This is a genomic window from Dankookia sp. GCM10030260, from assembly GCF_042666655.1.
In the GTDB taxonomy this organism is placed as follows: domain Bacteria; phylum Pseudomonadota; class Alphaproteobacteria; order Acetobacterales; family Acetobacteraceae; genus Paracraurococcus.
The window spans coordinates 62,990-79,433 of the sequence record NZ_JBHTDE010000006.1 but is presented as its reverse complement, the minus strand read 5'-3'; the positions used below and the strand labels follow the sequence as shown (position 1 = coordinate 79,433).

The 16,444-nt window shown below is 72.0% G+C and carries 17 protein-coding genes and 1 tRNA gene; 13 read left to right on the top strand and 5 right to left on the bottom strand.

The features are described 5' to 3' along the window. Positions 1–32 precede the first annotated feature (32 nt). Positions 33–431, bottom strand: coding sequence for an MAPEG family protein (locus ACFQS7_RS19470; protein ID WP_380068787.1), 399 nt, complete (start codon positions 429–431; stop codon positions 33–35). Between the two features lie 43 nt (positions 432–474). Here ACFQS7_RS19470 and hemW point away from each other — a divergent pair, with 43 nt between their 5' ends. From hemW to ACFQS7_RS19430, 8 genes are all read left to right on the top strand, one after another. Continuing rightward, positions 475–1,626, top strand: a complete 1,152-nt coding sequence (gene hemW / locus ACFQS7_RS19465) for a radical SAM family heme chaperone HemW (protein WP_380068786.1) — start codon at positions 475–477, stop codon at positions 1,624–1,626. An 84-nt stretch (positions 1,627–1,710) separates the two neighbouring features. Continuing rightward, positions 1,711–2,940, top strand: coding sequence for an FAD-dependent monooxygenase (locus ACFQS7_RS19460; RefSeq protein WP_380068785.1), 1,230 nt, complete (start codon positions 1,711–1,713; stop codon positions 2,938–2,940). Between the two features lie 71 nt (positions 2,941–3,011). Continuing rightward, positions 3,012–3,926 carry a dioxygenase gene (locus tag ACFQS7_RS19455; RefSeq protein ID WP_380068784.1) on the top strand — a complete coding sequence of 305 codons (915 nt, stop codon included), beginning with the start codon at positions 3,012–3,014 and terminating at the stop codon, positions 3,924–3,926. A 32-nt stretch (positions 3,927–3,958) separates the two neighbouring features. Then, complete coding sequence (locus tag ACFQS7_RS19450) at positions 3,959–5,224, top strand: amino acid ABC transporter substrate-binding protein (RefSeq protein ID WP_380068783.1); 1,266 nt, start codon at positions 3,959–3,961, stop codon at positions 5,222–5,224. Between the two features lie 8 nt (positions 5,225–5,232). After that, positions 5,233–6,114: a branched-chain amino acid ABC transporter permease gene (locus ACFQS7_RS19445; RefSeq protein WP_380068782.1), complete on the top strand. Its 882-nt coding sequence runs from the start codon at positions 5,233–5,235 to the stop codon at positions 6,112–6,114. Next, positions 6,111–7,079 carry a branched-chain amino acid ABC transporter permease gene (locus ACFQS7_RS19440; RefSeq protein ID WP_380068781.1) on the top strand — a complete coding sequence of 323 codons (969 nt, stop codon included), beginning with the start codon at positions 6,111–6,113 and terminating at the stop codon, positions 7,077–7,079. The genes ACFQS7_RS19445 and ACFQS7_RS19440 overlap by 4 nt, the downstream gene beginning before the upstream one ends. Continuing rightward, a complete protein-coding gene (locus ACFQS7_RS19435; protein WP_380068780.1) occupies positions 7,076–7,798 on the top strand; it encodes an ABC transporter ATP-binding protein in 723 nt (240 codons plus the stop codon). The genes ACFQS7_RS19440 and ACFQS7_RS19435 overlap by 4 nt, the downstream gene beginning before the upstream one ends. After that, positions 7,785–8,522: an ABC transporter ATP-binding protein gene (locus ACFQS7_RS19430; RefSeq protein WP_380068779.1), complete on the top strand. Its 738-nt coding sequence runs from the start codon at positions 7,785–7,787 to the stop codon at positions 8,520–8,522. The genes ACFQS7_RS19435 and ACFQS7_RS19430 overlap by 14 nt, the downstream gene beginning before the upstream one ends. Positions 8,523–8,662: 140 nt before the next feature. Here the strand turns inward: ACFQS7_RS19430 and ACFQS7_RS19425 are convergent, their stop codons facing one another. Then, the gene (locus tag ACFQS7_RS19425) at positions 8,663–9,862 is read right to left on the bottom strand and encodes an acetate/propionate family kinase (protein WP_380068778.1); all 1,200 of its coding nucleotides are present in this window, start codon (positions 9,860–9,862) and stop codon (positions 8,663–8,665) included. After that, on the bottom strand, positions 9,852–10,661 hold the full coding sequence (fabI, locus tag ACFQS7_RS19420; RefSeq protein WP_380068777.1) for an enoyl-ACP reductase FabI: 810 nt from the start codon (positions 10,659–10,661) through the stop codon (positions 9,852–9,854). The genes ACFQS7_RS19425 and fabI overlap by 11 nt, the downstream gene beginning before the upstream one ends. 121 nt (positions 10,662–10,782) lie before the next feature. Between fabI and speB the strand changes: the two genes are divergently transcribed. Then, positions 10,783–11,760 carry an agmatinase gene (gene speB, locus ACFQS7_RS19415; RefSeq protein ID WP_380068776.1) on the top strand — a complete coding sequence of 326 codons (978 nt, stop codon included), beginning with the start codon at positions 10,783–10,785 and terminating at the stop codon, positions 11,758–11,760. 199 nt (positions 11,761–11,959) lie between these two features. Continuing rightward, entirely contained in the window at positions 11,960–12,886 is a 927-nt protein-coding gene (locus ACFQS7_RS19410; RefSeq protein WP_380068775.1) for a Bug family tripartite tricarboxylate transporter substrate binding protein, read from the top strand. A gap of 13 nt (positions 12,887–12,899) precedes the next feature. Here the strand turns inward: ACFQS7_RS19410 and ACFQS7_RS19405 are convergent. Beyond that, a tRNA-Arg gene (locus ACFQS7_RS19405) sits at positions 12,900–12,976 on the bottom strand. Between the two features lie 121 nt (positions 12,977–13,097). On the opposite strand from ACFQS7_RS19405, the gene ACFQS7_RS19400 reads away from it, so the two are divergent. Next, positions 13,098–13,607, top strand: a complete 510-nt coding sequence (locus ACFQS7_RS19400) for a ferritin-like domain-containing protein (protein ID WP_380068774.1) — start codon at positions 13,098–13,100, stop codon at positions 13,605–13,607. A gap of 9 nt (positions 13,608–13,616) precedes the next feature. On the opposite strand, the gene pip is transcribed toward ACFQS7_RS19400, so the two are convergent. Then, complete coding sequence (gene pip / locus ACFQS7_RS19395; protein ID WP_380068773.1) at positions 13,617–14,567, bottom strand: prolyl aminopeptidase; 951 nt, start codon at positions 14,565–14,567, stop codon at positions 13,617–13,619. Between the two features lie 133 nt (positions 14,568–14,700). Here pip and ACFQS7_RS19390 point away from each other — a divergent pair, with 133 nt between their 5' ends. Continuing rightward, entirely contained in the window at positions 14,701–15,456 is a 756-nt protein-coding gene (locus tag ACFQS7_RS19390; RefSeq protein ID WP_380068772.1) for a hypothetical protein, read from the top strand. Positions 15,457–15,495: 39 nt separating this feature from the next. Beyond that, positions 15,496–16,392: a metal ABC transporter solute-binding protein, Zn/Mn family gene (locus tag ACFQS7_RS19385; protein WP_380068771.1), complete on the top strand. Its 897-nt coding sequence runs from the start codon at positions 15,496–15,498 to the stop codon at positions 16,390–16,392. Positions 16,393–16,444: the final 52 nt, after the last annotated feature.

Here is a 16,444-nt window from a genome sequence, read left to right as displayed (position 1 = left end):
CGGTCTTCCTCCCTGGTGTTGAAGGACGGAGCCTAGCCCAGCGCATCCGCCAGGACGAGGCCGAGCAGCGCCGCCGCGCCGACGCCAACGACCGTGAAGGTCAGCGCCATGCCGGCGGAGCGGAAGCGCAGCACCTCGGGCTCCCGGCTGATGCCCCAGGCATGCAGCAGGCGGCCCGCCAGCAGCGCGCTGCCCAGCGCATGCACGCCCCAGGACGGCAGCCCCATGCCTTCCAGCAGGCCCAGCAGCACCAGGGCGAAGGGGACATATTCGGCCCAATTGCCATGCGCCCGCACCGCGCGCTCGACCAGCCGGTGCGGCGCGCCGAGGGCGACGCGGTAGCGATACCGCAGCTGCACGACCCGCAGGGACAGGGCCAGGAACAGCGCCGCCAGCAGGGCGGCATAGCGGGCGGTGGCGGGCAGGGGCATATGCGGGTGCTCCGAGGCGGCAGGAAGGCCTATATCGCACGGGATGGAACCCCTCGCCCTCTACCTGCACTGGCCTTTCTGCGCGTCGAAATGCCCGTACTGCGACTTCAACAGCCATGTGCGCGACCGCATCGACCAGGGCCGCTGGCGCGACGCCCTGCGGCGGGAGCTGGCGCGGGAGGCAGGACGCGCGGGGCGGCGCCCGCTGGCCAGCATCTTCTTCGGCGGCGGCACGCCGAGCCTGATGGACCCGGAGACCGCCGCGGCGCTGATCGCGGATGCACGGCGCCTGTTCGACGCGCCGGACGACCTCGAGGTCACGCTCGAGGCCAACCCGACCAGCGTCGAGGCGGCCAAGCTCGCCGCCTTCCGCGCGGCCGGGGTCAACCGCCTCTCGCTCGGCGTGCAGTCGCTGGATGCGGAGGCGCTGCGCTTCCTCGGCCGCAGGCACGACGTGGCCCAGGCGATCGCCGCGCTGGAGGCGGCGCGCGGGCTCTTCCCCCGACTGTCCTTCGACCTGATCTATGCCAGGCCGGGCCAGGCGGAGGCGTCCTGGCGGGCCGAGGTGCGGCAGGCGCTGGCGCTCGCCGCCGACCACCTCTCGCTCTATCAGCTGACCATCGAGCCGGGCACCCGCTTCGCCACCGAGCACGCCCGCGGCGCCTTCGCCCTGCCGGACGATGACGCGGCGGCGCGGCTCTACTGGGCGACGGTAGAGGAGGCGGCAGGCTACGGCCTGGCGCCCTACGAGGTCTCCAACTATGCCAAGCCGGGCGCCGCCAGCCGGCACAACCTGGTCTACTGGCGCTATGGCGACTACCTCGGCATCGGGCCGGGCGCGCATCAACGCCTGATGCTCGACGGCGCGCTGCTGGCCGCCCGCCGCCACCGCGCACCGGAGGAATGGCTGGCGCGGGTGGAGCGCGACGGCCATGCGGTGACCGAGGAGGAGGCGCTGAGCCCGCGCGACCGGGCGCGGGAGGCGCTGCTGATGGGGCTGCGCCTGGCCGAGGGGATCGACCCGGCCCGGCTGGCGGCGCGCAGCGGGCAGACGCTGGCGGAAGCGGTGGACCCGGCGATGCTCGCGGCCTGCCTCGACGAAGGCTACCTGGAATGGGGCGCGGCCGGCCATCTGGTGGCGACCGACGAGGGCCGCATGCGGCTGGACGCGATGCTGCCCGTGCTGCTGCGGTAGCGCCGGCTGCCGCTTGCGCTGCAAGCGGAAGCCTGCTGCCCTGGCGCCCGACGCGGCCGCAGGCCCGCGCGGGAGGATATCCGGATGGCGACCATCCCAGGGCGCCGCGCCATCGTCATCGGCGGCTCGGTCGGCGGGCTCTTCGCGGCCAACCTGCTGCACCGCCGCGGCTGGGACGTGCGGGTCTACGACCGCGTCCCCGGCAGCCTGGAATCCCGCGGCACCGGCATCGCGCATCACCCGGAAACCGAGGCGATCCTCGCCCGCGCCGGCGCCACGGACCAGCACGCGCCGGGCGTCCGCGTGGAGGGGCGTGTCGCGGTCGGGCCAGGTGGAGAAATCCTCGCCCGCCAGCACTACCCGCAATACGTCACCGCCTGGGGCCGGGTCTTCAACCCGCTGCGCCTGGCCTTCCCGGCGGCGCGGATGCGCACGGGGATGGAGCTGCGCGGCCTTGACCAGGGCGCCGAGAGCGTCACCGCGCATTTCGCCGATGGCAGCAGCGCCACGGCCGAATTGCTGGTCGGCGCCGACGGCTTCCGCTCCACCGTGCGCGGCGTGGTCGCCCCCGCGGTGCAGCCGATCTATTGCGGCTATGTCGGCTGGCGCGGCCTGGTCGAGGAAAGCGCCTTCTCCGCCGCCTTCGCCCCGGTCTTCGCCCAGTTCACCTTCCTGTTCCCCGGCCATGGCGAGTTCATCGGCTACCCGATCCCCGGGCCGGACGACAGCGCCGAGCCGGGCCGGCGGCGCTACAATTTCCTCTGGTACTACCCGGTCGATGCCGGCGCGCCGCTGGACGACCTGCTGACCGATGCGGCCGGCACGCGGCACGCCTTCTCCATCGCGCCCGGGCTGCTGCGGCCGGGGCCCATCGCCGCCGTGAAGGCCGATGCCGCGGCGCGGCTGCCGGAACCCTATGCCGAGGCGGTGCGGCGCGCCGAGGGCTTCCTGGTGCAGCCGATCTACGACCTGGAATCGCCGGCGATGAATTTCGGCCGGGTGGCGCTGCTGGGCGATGCCGCCTGCACCGGCCGGCCGCATATCGGCGTCGGCGTGCTGAAGGCGGCGGAGGACGCGGAGGCCCTGGCCGAGGCGCTGGATGCGGCCCCGGATGGGGCAGCGGTGCCGGCGGCGCTGGCCGCCTACAGCGCGCGCCGCCTGCCGCCTTCCCGCGCCGCCATCGCGCTCAGCCGGCATCTCGGCGCCTTCATCGAGCGGCGGCTGCCGCGGCCGGAAGCCGACCCGGCGCTCGGCCTGACGCTGGAACGGCTGCTGGCGCTGAGCGGGCGGCCGATTGACGGGAATGCGGATTGACCACGGGGCACCGCCGCCGGCATCGTTGCGGCAAGGCGGCCCCGCCGAGGGCCAGGGAAGGAACGACGGGAATGGCCGATCTCGACCGCTTGGGCATCACGGCGGAGGCCCTTGCGCAGATGGCGAAGACGCCGGACCCGCGGATGCGCGAGGTCATGGCCGCCGCGATCCGGCACCTGCACGACTTCGCCCGCGAGGTGGACCTGAAGCCGGACGAATGGCTGGCCGGCATCGCCTTCCTCACCGCCGTCGGCCAGGCCTGCACGCCCTACCGGCAGGAGTTCATCCTGCTGTCGGATGTGCTCGGCCTGTCGCGCCTGGTCAACGTGATGCACGACGCCACGGGCCGCGAGGCGGCGGGGACCGAGACCAGCCTGCTCGGCCCCTTCTTCCGCGAGAAGGCGCCCGAATTCGCCCCCGGCGAGAGCATCGCGGTGCATTCCACCGATGGCGAGGAACTGGTGCTGTTCGGCACGGTGACCGATGCCGAAGGCAAGCCGGTGCCGGATGCCGGGATCGACATCTGGCAGACCGACGCGCACGGGCTCTATGACCTGCAGGCCAACGACCCCGAGGTGATGGACCTGCGCGGCCGCTACCGCACCGACGCGGAGGGGCGCTACCACATGCGGACGGTCAAGCCGATCGGCTATTCCATCCCGATGGACGGGCCGGTGGGCAGGATGGTGCAGCAGCAGCATCGCCACGGCATGCGCCCGGCGCATATCCATGTGCTGGTGCAGGCGCCCGGCCATCGGGAACTGGTCACCGCGCTCTATCTCGGCGACGACAAGAACATCGACAGCGACACCGTCTTCGGCGTCTCCGACTCGCTGGTGGTGACGCCGGCGAAGGGGCTGCCGGGCGCGCCGCGCGCCGATGTCGCGGCGGTGCGCTACGACTTCCGGCTGTCGCGCCTGGCGGCGGGGGAGACAGGGGGGCGGGTCGGCGCCGATCCATCGCAGATGATGCCAGCGGCCCAATAGAGGCCGCCGAAACATCCAGGGAGGAAACAAGAATGCCTGAGATCACCCGACGCGGCCTCGGCCGCGCCGCCGCTGCCGGCGCCCTGACCGCCGCCGCTGGCGCTTTCCCCGCCTTCGCCCAAGGGTCCAATCCGCTGCGCATCGGCTTCTCGATGTCGCTGTCGGGCGGGCTGGCGGCGAATGGCCGCTCGGCGCTGCTGGCGCAGAAGATCTGGGCGGAGGACGTGAATGCCAAGGGCGGCATCCTCGGCCGCCAGGTCCAGCTGGTCTCCTACGACGACCAGAGCAACCCGGCCAATGTCCCCTCGCTCTATACGAAGCTGATCGACGTCGACAAGGTCGACATCGTCACCTCGCCCTATGCCACCGCGATGATCGCGCCGTCCATGCCGGTCGTGATGCAGCGCGGCATGTGCTACGTCTCGCTCTTCGGCGCCGGCACCAACGAGAAGCTGAAATACAACCGCTACTTCTCGATGAACGTCACCGGGGACGACATCAAGGGCACCTATGCCCGCGGCTTCCTCGAATGCGCCAAGATGCTGTCGACGCCGCCGAAGACGATCTCGATCCTCGCGGTGGACAACGACTTCGCCCAGCGCGCCGCGGAGAGCGTCCGCCTGCTGAGCAAGGAATACGGGCTGCGGGTGGTCTACGACCGGTCCTACCCGCCGAGCACGGTGGACTTCACGCCGACCATCCGCGCCATCCAGGCGCAGCGGCCGGACGTGGTCTTCTTCGCCTCCTACCCGCCGGATTCCAACGGCATCCTGCGCGCGGTCAGCGAACTGCGCTTCACCGCCGCGCTGTTCGGCGGCGGCATGATCGGGCCGCAGATCGCAGCGGTCCAGGCGCAGCTCGGCCCCATCCTGAACAACCTGGTGACCTGGGACGTCTATTCGCCGGAGCCCACCATGCGCTTCCCCGGCGTGGTCGAGTTCCAGGAGAAGTATCGCGCCCGCGCGCCGCAGGAACAGACCGACCTGCTGGGCAACTACCTGCAGCCCTATGCCTATGCCCAGATGCAGGTGGTGGAACAGGCGCTGGCCCGGGTCGGCAAGGTGGACCAGGCGGCGCTGGCCGCCGACATGCGCGCCAACACGTTCAACACCATCGTCGGCGAGATCGCGTTCAGCGCGCTCGGCGAATGGAAGACGGAGCGCAACCTCTTCGTCCAGTTCCAGAACATCACCGATGGCGACCTGGAGAAGTACAAGAAGCCCGGCACCAAGGTGATCCTGTATCCGCCGTCGCTGAAGTCGGGCACGCTGCAGACGCCCTACGGCGCGCCGGCCTGATACCCGGCATGGATCCCGATCTCTCGCTGCTGCTGAACGGCATCGTCAGCGGCCTGCTGCTCGGCGGCCTCTACGCCGCCGCGGCCTCCGGCCTCGCGGTCTCCTTCGGCATGCTGGACATCGTCAACATCGCGCATCCCGTGCTGATGGTGGCGGGCGGCTTCTTCGTCGTGCTGATCGGCACGACGCTGGGGCTGGACCCGCTGCTGGTCGCGGTGCTGCAGGCGCCGCTGTTCTACGTGGTGGGGATCGGGCTCTACACCGCCTACAACCACTTCTTCGAACGCCGAGGCGATGAGGCGCTGCAGGGCCTCGCCTTCTTCTTCGGCGTGATGTTCATCATCGAGGTCGGGCTGGTCATGCTGTTCGGGCCGGAACAGCGCTTCCTCGACCCCGACTATGCCTTCGTCACCTGGCGCCTGGGCGAGATCGACGTGCCCTTGCGCATGCTCGTCCCGGCGCTGCTGGCGATGGCGGCGATCGGCGCGCTGTACCTGTTCCTGCAGCGCAGCTTCACCGGCCTGGCCATCGCCGCCGTCGCGCAGGACCCGGAAGCCTTGCGGCTGATGGCGGTGGACCCGGTGCGGATCAAGCGCATGGCCTTCGGCATCTCCGTCGCACTGGCCAGCGTCGCCGGCGGCGCGCTGGTGGTGGTGCAGCCGATCGATCCCTCGACCCACCATGTCTTCATCGGCCGGGTCTTCGCCATCTGCATCATGGGCGGCATGGCCAGCCTGCCCGGCTGCATCCTGGCCGCCCTGCTGTTCGGCGTGGTGGAGAACCTGACCGCCACCTTCTACGGCCCGTCCTGGGCGCCGGCCGTCGCCTTCGGCTGGCTGCTGCTGGTGCTCGCGGTCCGCCCCCAGGGCCTGTTCGGGAGGACGGCATGAGCGCCGCCACCCTGCCCGCCCCGGCCCTGCCGGCGGAACGGAAGCACCTGACCTACTGGCTCGGCGCCGCGGCGGTGGCCGCCGCGCTGATCGTCGGCCTGCGGCTGATCGGCAACGAGTATGGCTGGTATGCCGGCTACTTCGTGTTGCAGTACGTCGTCCTCGCCGCCGCCTGGAACATCCTCGGCGGCTATGCGGGCTACGTGAATTTCGGCGCGGCCGGCTTCATGGCGACCGGGTCCTACACCGCGGTGGTGCTGAACGAGGCCTTCGGCTTCGGCGTGCTGCCCGGCATCGCCGGCGCCGCGCTGGTCGCCGGGCTGCTGGGGCTTGGCACCGGCTACCTGACGCTGCGCCTGCGCGGGGTCTATTTCTCGATCGCCACGCTGTGCCTTTCCGTGGTGCTGCAGACGCTGGTGGTGAACTGGGACTATGTCGGCGGCTCGCGCGGCGCCTACATCATCCGGCCGATGGGCGTGCCGGGCTTTACCAGCTACGGCGAATACATCTTCGTCGTCATGCTGGTGCTGGCGGTGATCGCGGTCGGCATCGGCCGCACGGTGGAGATGTCGCGGCTCGGCCGCGGGCTGCAGGCGATCCGCGACAACGAACGCGCGGCGGAGGCGGTCGGCGTGCCGACGCTCCGGCTCAAGCTCATCGCCACCACGCTGTCGGGCGCGCTGATGGGCGTGGCCGGGGCGCCGCTGCCCTTCTATGCCGGCTACATCAACCCGGAGGGCGCCTTCAACCTGGCCTATGCGGTGAACTCCATCGCCATGCCGCTGATCGGCGGCGCGGGCACCTGGCTCGGCCCGGTCATCGGCGCGGTGCTGCTGGCGACGATGCAGCAGGCGGCGACGGTGACGATCTCCTCCGCCCTCAATCTCTGGATCGTCGGCTGGATGCTGGTGCTGTTCGTGGCGCTCGCCCCGCGCGGCATCCTCGGCTGGTTCCGCAAGCGATGAGCGGGCGCGAGATCCTGCTGAAGGCGGATGGCGTCGGCAAGCGCTTCGGCGGCTTCGTCGCGCTGCAGGGCATCGACCTGGAGCTGCGCGCGGGCGAAAGGCTGGGGCTGATCGGCCCCAACGGCTCGGGCAAGTCCACCTTCGTCAACTGCATCAGCGGCGACTTCGCCGCGCATGACGGGCAGGTCACGCTGGGCGGGCAGGCGCTGGGCGGGCTCAAGCCGCATCGCCGCGCGCGGCTCGGCCTGGCGCGCACCTTCCAGCTGCCGCAGCCCTTCACCAGCCTGTCGGTGCTGGAGAACGTGCGGGTGCCGCTGCTGTTCTCGGGCGAGGCGGCAGACGCCTCGCGCCGCGCGCTGGAATGCCTGGAACAGGTCGAGCTCGCGGCCAAGGCGGACAAGCTGCCGAAGGAGCTGACCCAGGTCGAGCAGCGCCGGCTGGAACTCGCCCGCGCCATCGCGCTGCGGCCGCAGCTGCTGATCGCCGACGAGGCCATGGCCGGCCTGTCCCATGCCGAGGTCGACCAGATCATCGCCCTGCTGCTGCGGCTGAACGCGGCCGGCACGGCGGTGATCATGATCGAGCACATCATGCGCGCGGTGACGCAATTCGCCGAACGCCTGATCGTCTTCGTCGCCGGCCGCAAGATCGCCGACGGCACGCCGCGCGACGTGCTGGCGCTGCCCGCGGTGGAGGACGCCTATCTTGGCAAGCAGTAGCGCGCTCGAGATCCACGGCATCGATGCCGGCTACGGCGCCGTGCGGGTGCTGGAGGACGTGACGCTGAGCGTCCCGGCCGGGGAGACGGTGGTGCTGCTCGGCACCAACGGCAACGGCAAGACCACCCTGATGCGCAGCATCATGGGCCAGGTGCGGCCCAGCGCCGGCACGGTGCGCGCGGTGCTGGACGGCGTCGCCACCGACCTCGTCGGCCTGTCGCCGGAACAGGTGGTGGAGCTCGGCATCGTGCTGGTGCCGGAGGGGCGGCGGTTGTTTCCCCGCCTGACCGTCGAGCAGAACCTCCGGCTCGGCGCCTTCCGCCCGGCGGCGCGGGCCAGGCTGGCGGAGAACATGGCGCTGTGCCTCGAGATGTTCCCGCGCCTGGCCGAGCGCCGCACCCAGCTGGTCGGCAGCATGAGCGGCGGCGAGCAGCAGATGGTGGCGCTCGGCCGCGCGGTGATGTCGGCGCCGCGCATCCTGCTGGTGGACGAGCCCTCGGTCGGCCTGGCGCCGATCCTGGTCTCCCGCACCATGGAGATGATCGCCGAGATGAAGCAGCGGCTGGGGCTGACGGTGCTGATGGCGGAGCAGAATTTCCACCAGGCGGTCCGCATCGCCGACCGGGGCTATGTCATCGTGCACGGGAAGATGGTGTTCGAGGGCGGCTCGGCGGCCGAGCTGCAGGACAACGAGCTGGTGCGGAAGGTCTATCTGGGGCTGTAGCGAAGGTTGGGGAGGAAAAAGCATTTCCTCCCCCAACCCCACCTTTGCTTCCTGTGGGTTGGCGCCTGCCGCGCGGCGAATGCCAGACTCACAAGAATAGAGGAGGGGCCAGGGAGGATACTTCCTCCCTGGCCTTGCTTTCAGCCCAAGCGGTTGAGCACGCCCAGCGTATGCCCGGCGATCATCCCTTCCTCGTCGGTCCGCCGCACCAGCACCTTCACCGCCGCGCCCGCGACGGAGATCTCCGCCGCATGCGCCGCGTTGCGCGCCGCATCGAGCGTGATGCCGAGGAATTCCAGCCCGGCGCAGATCCGCGCCCTGACGCCCTGCGCGTTCTCGCCGATGCCCGCGGTGAAGACCAGCGCGTCGATCCCGCCGATCGAGGCCGCCATGGCGCCGATCTCCCGCCGCACGCGGAAGGCGAAATGCTCCAGCGCGTGTGCCGCCGCCTCGGTCCCCGCCGCCTCGATCTGCCGCACGTCCTGCGAGACGCCGGACATGCCCTTCAGCCCGCTGCCGTTGTAGAGCAGCTTGGTCACCTCCGCCGTGGTCATGCCCAGCCTGTCGATCATGTGCAGGATGACGCCGGGGTCGATCTGGCCGCTGCGGGTGCCCATCGGGATGCCGTCCAGCGCGGTGAAGCCCATGGTGCTGGCGCGGCTCCGCCCGCCCTCGATCGCGCAGAGCGACGCCCCGTTGCCGAGATGCGCCACCACCAGCCGGCCGGCGCCCAGCGTCGGATCCTCGGCGGCGATGCGCCGGGCGATGTATTCGTAGGACAGGCCGTGGAAGCCGTAGCGGCGGATGCCCGCATCGTAGAAGCGCGGCGGCAAGGCGAAGGTCTGCGCCGCCCAGCCCTGGGTGCGGTGGAAGGCGGTGTCGAAGCAGGCGACCTGCGGCACGCCGGGGAAATGCTCCGCCGCGGCGCGGATGCCGACCAGGTTGTGCGGCTGGTGCAGCGGCGCCAGCGGCACCAGCGTCTCCAGCGCCGCCATCGTCGCGTCGTCGATCCGCATCGGCGCGGCGAAATCCGTCCCGCCATGCACCACGCGGTGGCCGATGCCCAGGATCGGCTCGCCGTGCAGGGCCTTGTCCAGCCCACGGACGATGACGCCGAGCGCCTCCGCATGGTTGGCCGGGGCGTCGCCGCCGTCCCAGCGGTGGTCGGCGATACCCTCCCCGGCGGCGGTCTTCGCCACCAGGCGCGGCGCGGCGCCGATCCCTTCCACCTGCCCGGCGAAGCGCGGCCGCGGCCCCGCCGGCGTCGCGGCGAAGCCGGCGAATTTCAGCGAGGAGGAACCCGCGTTCAGGACCAGGACGATGCCCGCATCAGGCGACATTGTGCAGCCCGCCATCGACGAAGATGGTGTCGCCGGTCATGCCCGACGCGGCCGGGCCGACCAGGAAGGCCACCACCCGGCCGACCTCGGCGATATCGACCAGCCGCTGCGCCGGGGCGCGGCTCTGCGCCATCTCCACCAGCGCGTCGAACTGCGCGATGCCGCTGGCGGCGCGGGTCTTCAGCGGCCCGGGCGAGACGGCGAAGACGCGGATGCGCTTCGGGCCGAGCTCCGCCGCCATGGCGCGGACCGAAGCCTCCAGCGCCGCCTTCACCGGGCCCATGATGTTGTAGTTCCCCACCGCCTTCTCGGCGCCGTAGTAGCTCATCGTCACCAGCGCGCCGCCATCGGCCATCAGCGGCTCGGCCAGCTTGGCCATGCGCAGGAAGGACCAGCAGGAGACCTGCATCGCCTGGCCGAAGCCGGCCGCCGAGCAGTCGACGACGCGGCCGTGCAGGTCCTCGCGCGGGGCGAAGGCGATGGAATGGATGACGAAATCCAGCCGGCCCCAGTCCGCGGCGATGCGGTCGAACACCGCTTCCAGCTGGCCCGGCTGCGCCACATCGAGCGGCAGCATGATGGAGGCGCCGAGCTGCTCGGCCAGCGGCCGGACATGCTTCTCGGCCTTCGCGTTCATCCAGGTGACGGCGAGCTCCGCGCCGAAGGCGCGCAGCTTGGCGGCGCAGCCGAAGGCGATGGAATCCTGGTTGGCGATGCCGACGACCAGGCCACGCTTGCCGCGCAGCATGTCGCCGATCCGGTCGTCCGGGTTCCAGACGCTGGGCAGCGGGTCGGGCATGGCGGGAACCTCTCGGGCGGCTTGCTGCGCCGCAGCATAGACCAGGGCCGGTCGCGGCGGAACGGCGCTTTCCGCACCCCGGCGGCGCGGCCATCATGGCGGCCTCGATCCGGGGGACAGGATGACAGACAGCGCTCCGTGGCCGCAGCCACTCGACGGCACGATCACCCCGCGCTTCGCCGGGCCGGCCAGCTTCATGCGCCTGCCGATGCGGGCGGACGCGACCGGGCTGGATATCGCGCTGCTCGGCGTGCCCTTCGACGGCGGCACCACCAACCGCCCCGGCACGCGGCACGGCCCGCGGCAGATGCGGGAGATGTCGGCGATGCTGCGCCGGGTGCATCCGGTGAGCCGCATCGAGCCCTACCGGCTCTGCCGCATCGCCGATGTCGGCGACGTCGATGCCAACCCGATGGACCTGATGGGCGCGCTGGACTCGATCGAGGCACGGGTGGCGGCGTTGCGCGCCGGCGGCGCCTGGACCCTGGCGGCGGGCGGCGACCACCTGATCTCGCTGCCCATCCTGCGCGGCATCCACCGCGCGGCGCCCGGGCTCGGGCCGCTCGGCCTGGTGCATTTCGATGCGCATTCCGACACGAATGACAGTTATTTCGGCGGCAGCCGCTTCACCCACGGCACGCCCTTCCGCCGGGCGATCGAGGAAGGGCTGCTCGATCCGCGACGGATCGTGCAGATCGGCATCCGCGGCTCGCTGTTCGATCCGGAGGACATGGTCTGGGCCCGGCAGGTGGGCGTCAGGATCCTCACCATCGAGGAATGCGAGGAGCTCGGCCCCGCCGGGGTGGTCGCCGAGGCGCGGCGGGTGGCGGGCGACGGCGCGACCTACCTGACCTTCGACGTGGACAGCCTCGACCCCGCCTTCGCCCCCGGCACCGGCACGCCCGAGGCCGGCGGCTTCACCCCGCGCGAGGCGCAGCGGATGCTGCGTGGCCTGGCCGGGCTGAACCTGATCGGCGCCGACGTGGTCGAGGTCTCGCCGCCCTTCGATGCCGGCGGCGGGACGGCGCTGGTGGGGGAGACGATGATGTTCGAGATCCTCTGCCTGCTGGCCGAGGCGCGGCATCGCGCGGCGGCGTGAAGCAAGGCCAGGGAGGAGGTATCCTCCCTGGACCCTCCGCTTTTTTTGTGGGTCGGCACCTGCCGCGCGGCGGGTGCCGGCCTCCCAAAAAGGAAGGGTGGGGCTTGGGGAGGGAATAGTTTCCCCTCCCCAGCCTTGCCTGCCCGGTGGCCCGCGGTTTGCTGCGTAACAGGCATCCGGGACAAGGAATCCGACACTCGTGCGAAAGCTGCTCGCCGGCCTGCTGCTGCTGGCCTCGACCTATCCCGCCATGGCGCAGGCGCCCATCAGCCTGGTGGTGAATTTCGGCACCGGCGGCTCGGCCGACCGGATGGCCCGGCTGATCGCGCCGGAACTGGCGGACAGCCTCGGCACCGCGGTGGTGGTGAAGAACAGCACCGGCGCGGCCGGCGCCATCGGCGCGGCGGAGGTGGCGCGCGCCCGGCCGGACGGCACCACGCTGCTGCTGACCACGACCGGGCCGATGGCGATCCAGCCCTTCTTCCGCCCCGACCTGCCCTACAGGCCGGCGGATTTCGCGCCCATCTGCATGCTGGGCGACGCGCCGGTGGTGATGATGTCGGCGCCGAACAGCCCGGTGCGGCGGGTGGCCGACCTGCTGGCCAGGGCGCGCGCCGGGGCGGTGAACTATGGCTCGGCCGGGCCGGGGTCGCTGCCGCATATCGTCATGGCGGCGCTGGCGCAGCAGGCCGAGGTGGAGATGACCCATATCCCCTTCCGCGGCAGCGCCGAGGCGATCATCGCCCTGCTGCGCGACGATGTCTCGGTCTATGCCGACCTGCCGGGGGCGCTGAAGGTGAACCAGCTGCAGGCGGTGGGGGTGATGGCGGACAAGCGCACGGCGGAATTCCCGGAGGTGCCGACGCTGCGCGAACAGGGCCATGACCTGGTCTATTCGATCTGGGGCGGGGTCTTCGCGCCGGCCGGGACGCCGGCGGAATTCCTCGACCGGGCGGAGGCGGCCTGCGCCCGCGCGCTGCGCGCGCCGGCCGTGGTCGAGGGATTCGCGCGGATCGCCACGCCGATCACCTTCCGCGGGCAGCGGGACTTCGCCGGGTTCCTGGAGGGGGAATTCGCCAAGTTCCGCGCGGTGGTGCAGGCGGCGGGGCTGAAGCCGGGGGATTGAGGGAGTGGCGCGGTGGCGTCCCCGGCGGGATTCGAACCCACGGCCCCCAGATTAGGAATCTGGTGCTCTATCCGGCTGAGCTACGGAGACCTGCGGGGTCCATACCACGCCCCGCCCCCCGCTTGAAGCACCCGTCCCGTCCGGCCGCGCAAGCAACCCCCGCCCCGCCGCGCCCGTTGCCCCTGCCTCAACCAGCAGGAGGCAACACCCCATGGCCAGCACCGCCCAGGACATCTACCTGACCGGCCTGCGCAATGCGCATGCCCTCGAAGCCCAGGCCGACCAGCTGCTCTCCCGCCAGGTCGAGCGGATCGAGAACTATCCCGCCATGCGCCAGCGCCTGCAGCAGCATATCGAGGAGACCCAGCGCCAGTCGAAGCGGCTGGAGCAGATCCTCGAGGCGCACGGCACCAGCGCCAGCACCCTGAAGGACCTCGCCACCGGCTTCATGGGCAACATGGCGGCGCTCGCCCATGTGCCGATGCAGGACGAGATCCTGAAGAACAGCTTCGCCAACTACGCCTTCGAGCATTTCGAGATCGCCTCCTACCGGGCGCTCATCGAGATGGCCGGCGCGGCGGGCGACCAGACGTCGATCCCGCTGCTGCAGGAATCGCTGAAGGAGGAGATCGCCATGGCCGAATGGGCCGGGCAGAACCTGCCGGACGTGGTGCAGACCTATATCCGGCTGGAGACCCAGGGGAAGAAGTCGGGGATCTGACCCCGGCGCCTAGCCCCGCCGGCGGAACCGCTCCACCGCGCTGACCAGCGCGGTGCGCACCCCGGGCTCCAGCGCCGAATGCCCGGCATCCGGCACCACGGTCAGCCGGGCCCGCGGCCAGGCCGCCACCAGGTCGAAGGCGGTCTCGGCCGGGCAGACCATGTCGTAGCGGCCCTGCACCACCTCGGCCGGGATATGGGCGATGCGGTCCATATGGGCCAGCAGCCCGCCCTCCGGCAGGAACAGGTCGTGCGCGAAGTAATGCGCCTCGATCCGCGCCAGCCCCAGCGCGGTGCGGTCCTGGGCGAAGCTCGCCACCGTGTCCGGGCTGGGCAGCAGGGTGGAGCACGACCCCTCGTACTGGCTCCAGGCCCGCGCCGCCGGCAGGTGCACCAGCGGGTCGGGGTCGCAGAGCCGGCGCAGGTAGGCGCCCAGGATGTCGCCGCGCTCCGCGGGCGGCAGGTGCTCGACGAAGGCGGCCCAGGCATCCGGGAAGACCCGGCGCAGCCCGGTCAGGAACCACTCCACCTCCGCCGCCCGGCCGAGGAAGACGCCGCGCAGCACGCAGCCGGTCACCCGGTCCGGATAGGCCTGCGCGTAAGCCAAGGCGAGGGTCGAGCCCCAGGACCCGCCGAACAGCAGCCAGCGCTCGATGCCGAGCGAGCGCCGCAGCGCCTCGATGTCCTCGACCAGATGCGGGGTGGAATTGTCGCGCAGCTCGCCCAGCGGGCGGGACCGGCCGGCGCCGCGCTGGTCGAAGATCACCACCCGCCAATGGCCGGGGTCGAAGAAGCGGCGATGCACCGCCCCGGCCCCGGCGCCCGGGCCGCCATGCAGGAACAAAGCGGGCTGGCCGCGCGGGTTGCCCACCTGCTCCCAGTACATCACATGCCCGCCCGAGAGGGGCAGCAATCCGGTCTCGTAGGGCGCGATATCGGGGAAAAGGTCGCCACGTGGCATGGCCGCACTATCCCCACACGACGCGCCGGGAGCAACACCGCCAGCGCCGGAAAGACGCAAACCGGGCCGGGCGGCGCCTGATCGTGCATCCCCCCCCTTCGCCTTTCGCCCCGGCATGCCTAACTTCCTGGCAATGCCGGTCCCCTCCTCCGCCCCGTCCCGCCCGCCCGCGGCCGAAGCGCTGCCGCGCTGCGCCGTCTGCGGCACCGGCAGCCGCCAGCCCCCCTTCCGGCCCGACCCGCCGGAACAGGCCCCCGACCTCGACCTGCGGCCGGGCGAGCCGGTGCGCTCCACCATGGCGCGCTGGCTGCAGCAGTGCCCGTCCTGCGGCTATGCCGCGCCCAACATCACCAAGGCGCATCCGGCCGCGGCCCAGGCGGTTGCCGCCGCGCCCTTCCGCGCGCTGCTGGCGGAAACGGGCTACCCGCCGCTGGCCCGCCGCTTCCTCGCCTGGGCGCATGTGCTGGAGGAGACCGGCGCGCTGCATGCCGCGGCCGAGGCCACGCTGCACGCCGCCTGGGTGGCCGACGACCTGGCCAAGGACGACCTGGCCCGGATGTGGCGGCTGGATGCGGTGGCGCTCTGGCGCGGCGGCCCGCCGCTCGACCAGGAACAGACGGTGCGGATCATCGACGCGCTGCGCCGGGCCGAGGCCTGGGGCGATGCCTTCGCCACGGGCGAGGCGCTCGGACTGGCCGATCCGCCGGACGCGGTGGCGCAGGTGGTCGGGCTGGAGATGCGGCTGATCACGGCGCGCGACGCCGGGCGGCACACGGTCGCCACCGCCCTGCCGCCGCCGGCGCGGCGGCCGCATGCCTCGCACCAGGCCATCGCATCGCGCGGCGAGGGCTTCCTGGCAAAGCTGCGCCGCTGGCTCGGCCGCCGCTGAGCCCTGGCCCGACTGGGCTGCGCGTTATATTATAACGCCATGCTCCCCCGTCGCACCCTGCTGGCCTTGCCCGCCTTCCTTCCCGGCCTGCTGCGCGCCCAGCCGCGCCCCGTCACCGTCGCCGCCTTCTCCATCCTCGGCGACCTGGCGCGGCAGGTCGCCGGCGACGACGCGCCGATCCGGGTCCTGGCCGGGCCGGAGACCGACCCGCATCTGTTCCAGCCCCGCCCCTCCGAGGCCGAGGCGATCCGCGGCGCCGCCCTGGTCATCCGCAACGGCCTGGGCTTCGAGCCCTGGCTGGACCGGCTGCTCGCCGCCACCCGGCATGCCGGGCCGGTGGTGACGGCGACCGAAGGCATCACCCCGCTGCCCGCCTCGGCCGGGCATGGCCACACCCGCGGCGCGGCGGCGCCGGACCCGCATGCCTGGCAGGATGTCGGCCTGGCGCGATCCTATGTCCGGGTGATCGCCGCGGGCCTTGCCGCCGCCGACCCGGCGCGGGAAGCGCCGATCCGCGCGGCGGAGGCGGCCTACCTCGCCCGCCTGGCGGCACTGGATGCCTGGGTGCGGGAGCGCCTGGCGACGGTGCCGGCGGAGCGCCGGGTCATGGTCACCAGCCACGCCGCCTTCGGCTATTTCGCCCGGGCCTACGACGTGCGGGTGCTGGCGGTGCAGGGCGTGGCGGCCGAGGGCCAGGCCTCCGCCGGCCGGGTCGCCGCGCTGATCCGGCAGATCCGCGCCGAGCGCATCACCGCCGTCTTCATCGAGGGCCGGCGCAGCCAGGCGGTGCTGGAACGGCTGGCGGCGGATGCCGGCGTCGTGCCGCGCGGGCGGCTCTATGCCGAGACGCTGTCGCCGCCGGACGGGCCCGCCGCGACCTACGAGGCGATGGTGCGGCAGAATATCGGGCTGATGGTGCCGGCGATGCTGGGGTGAAAGGGCCGGGGAGGAAAAGGCATTGCCTCCCCAGACCCCGCCTTCGCCGACC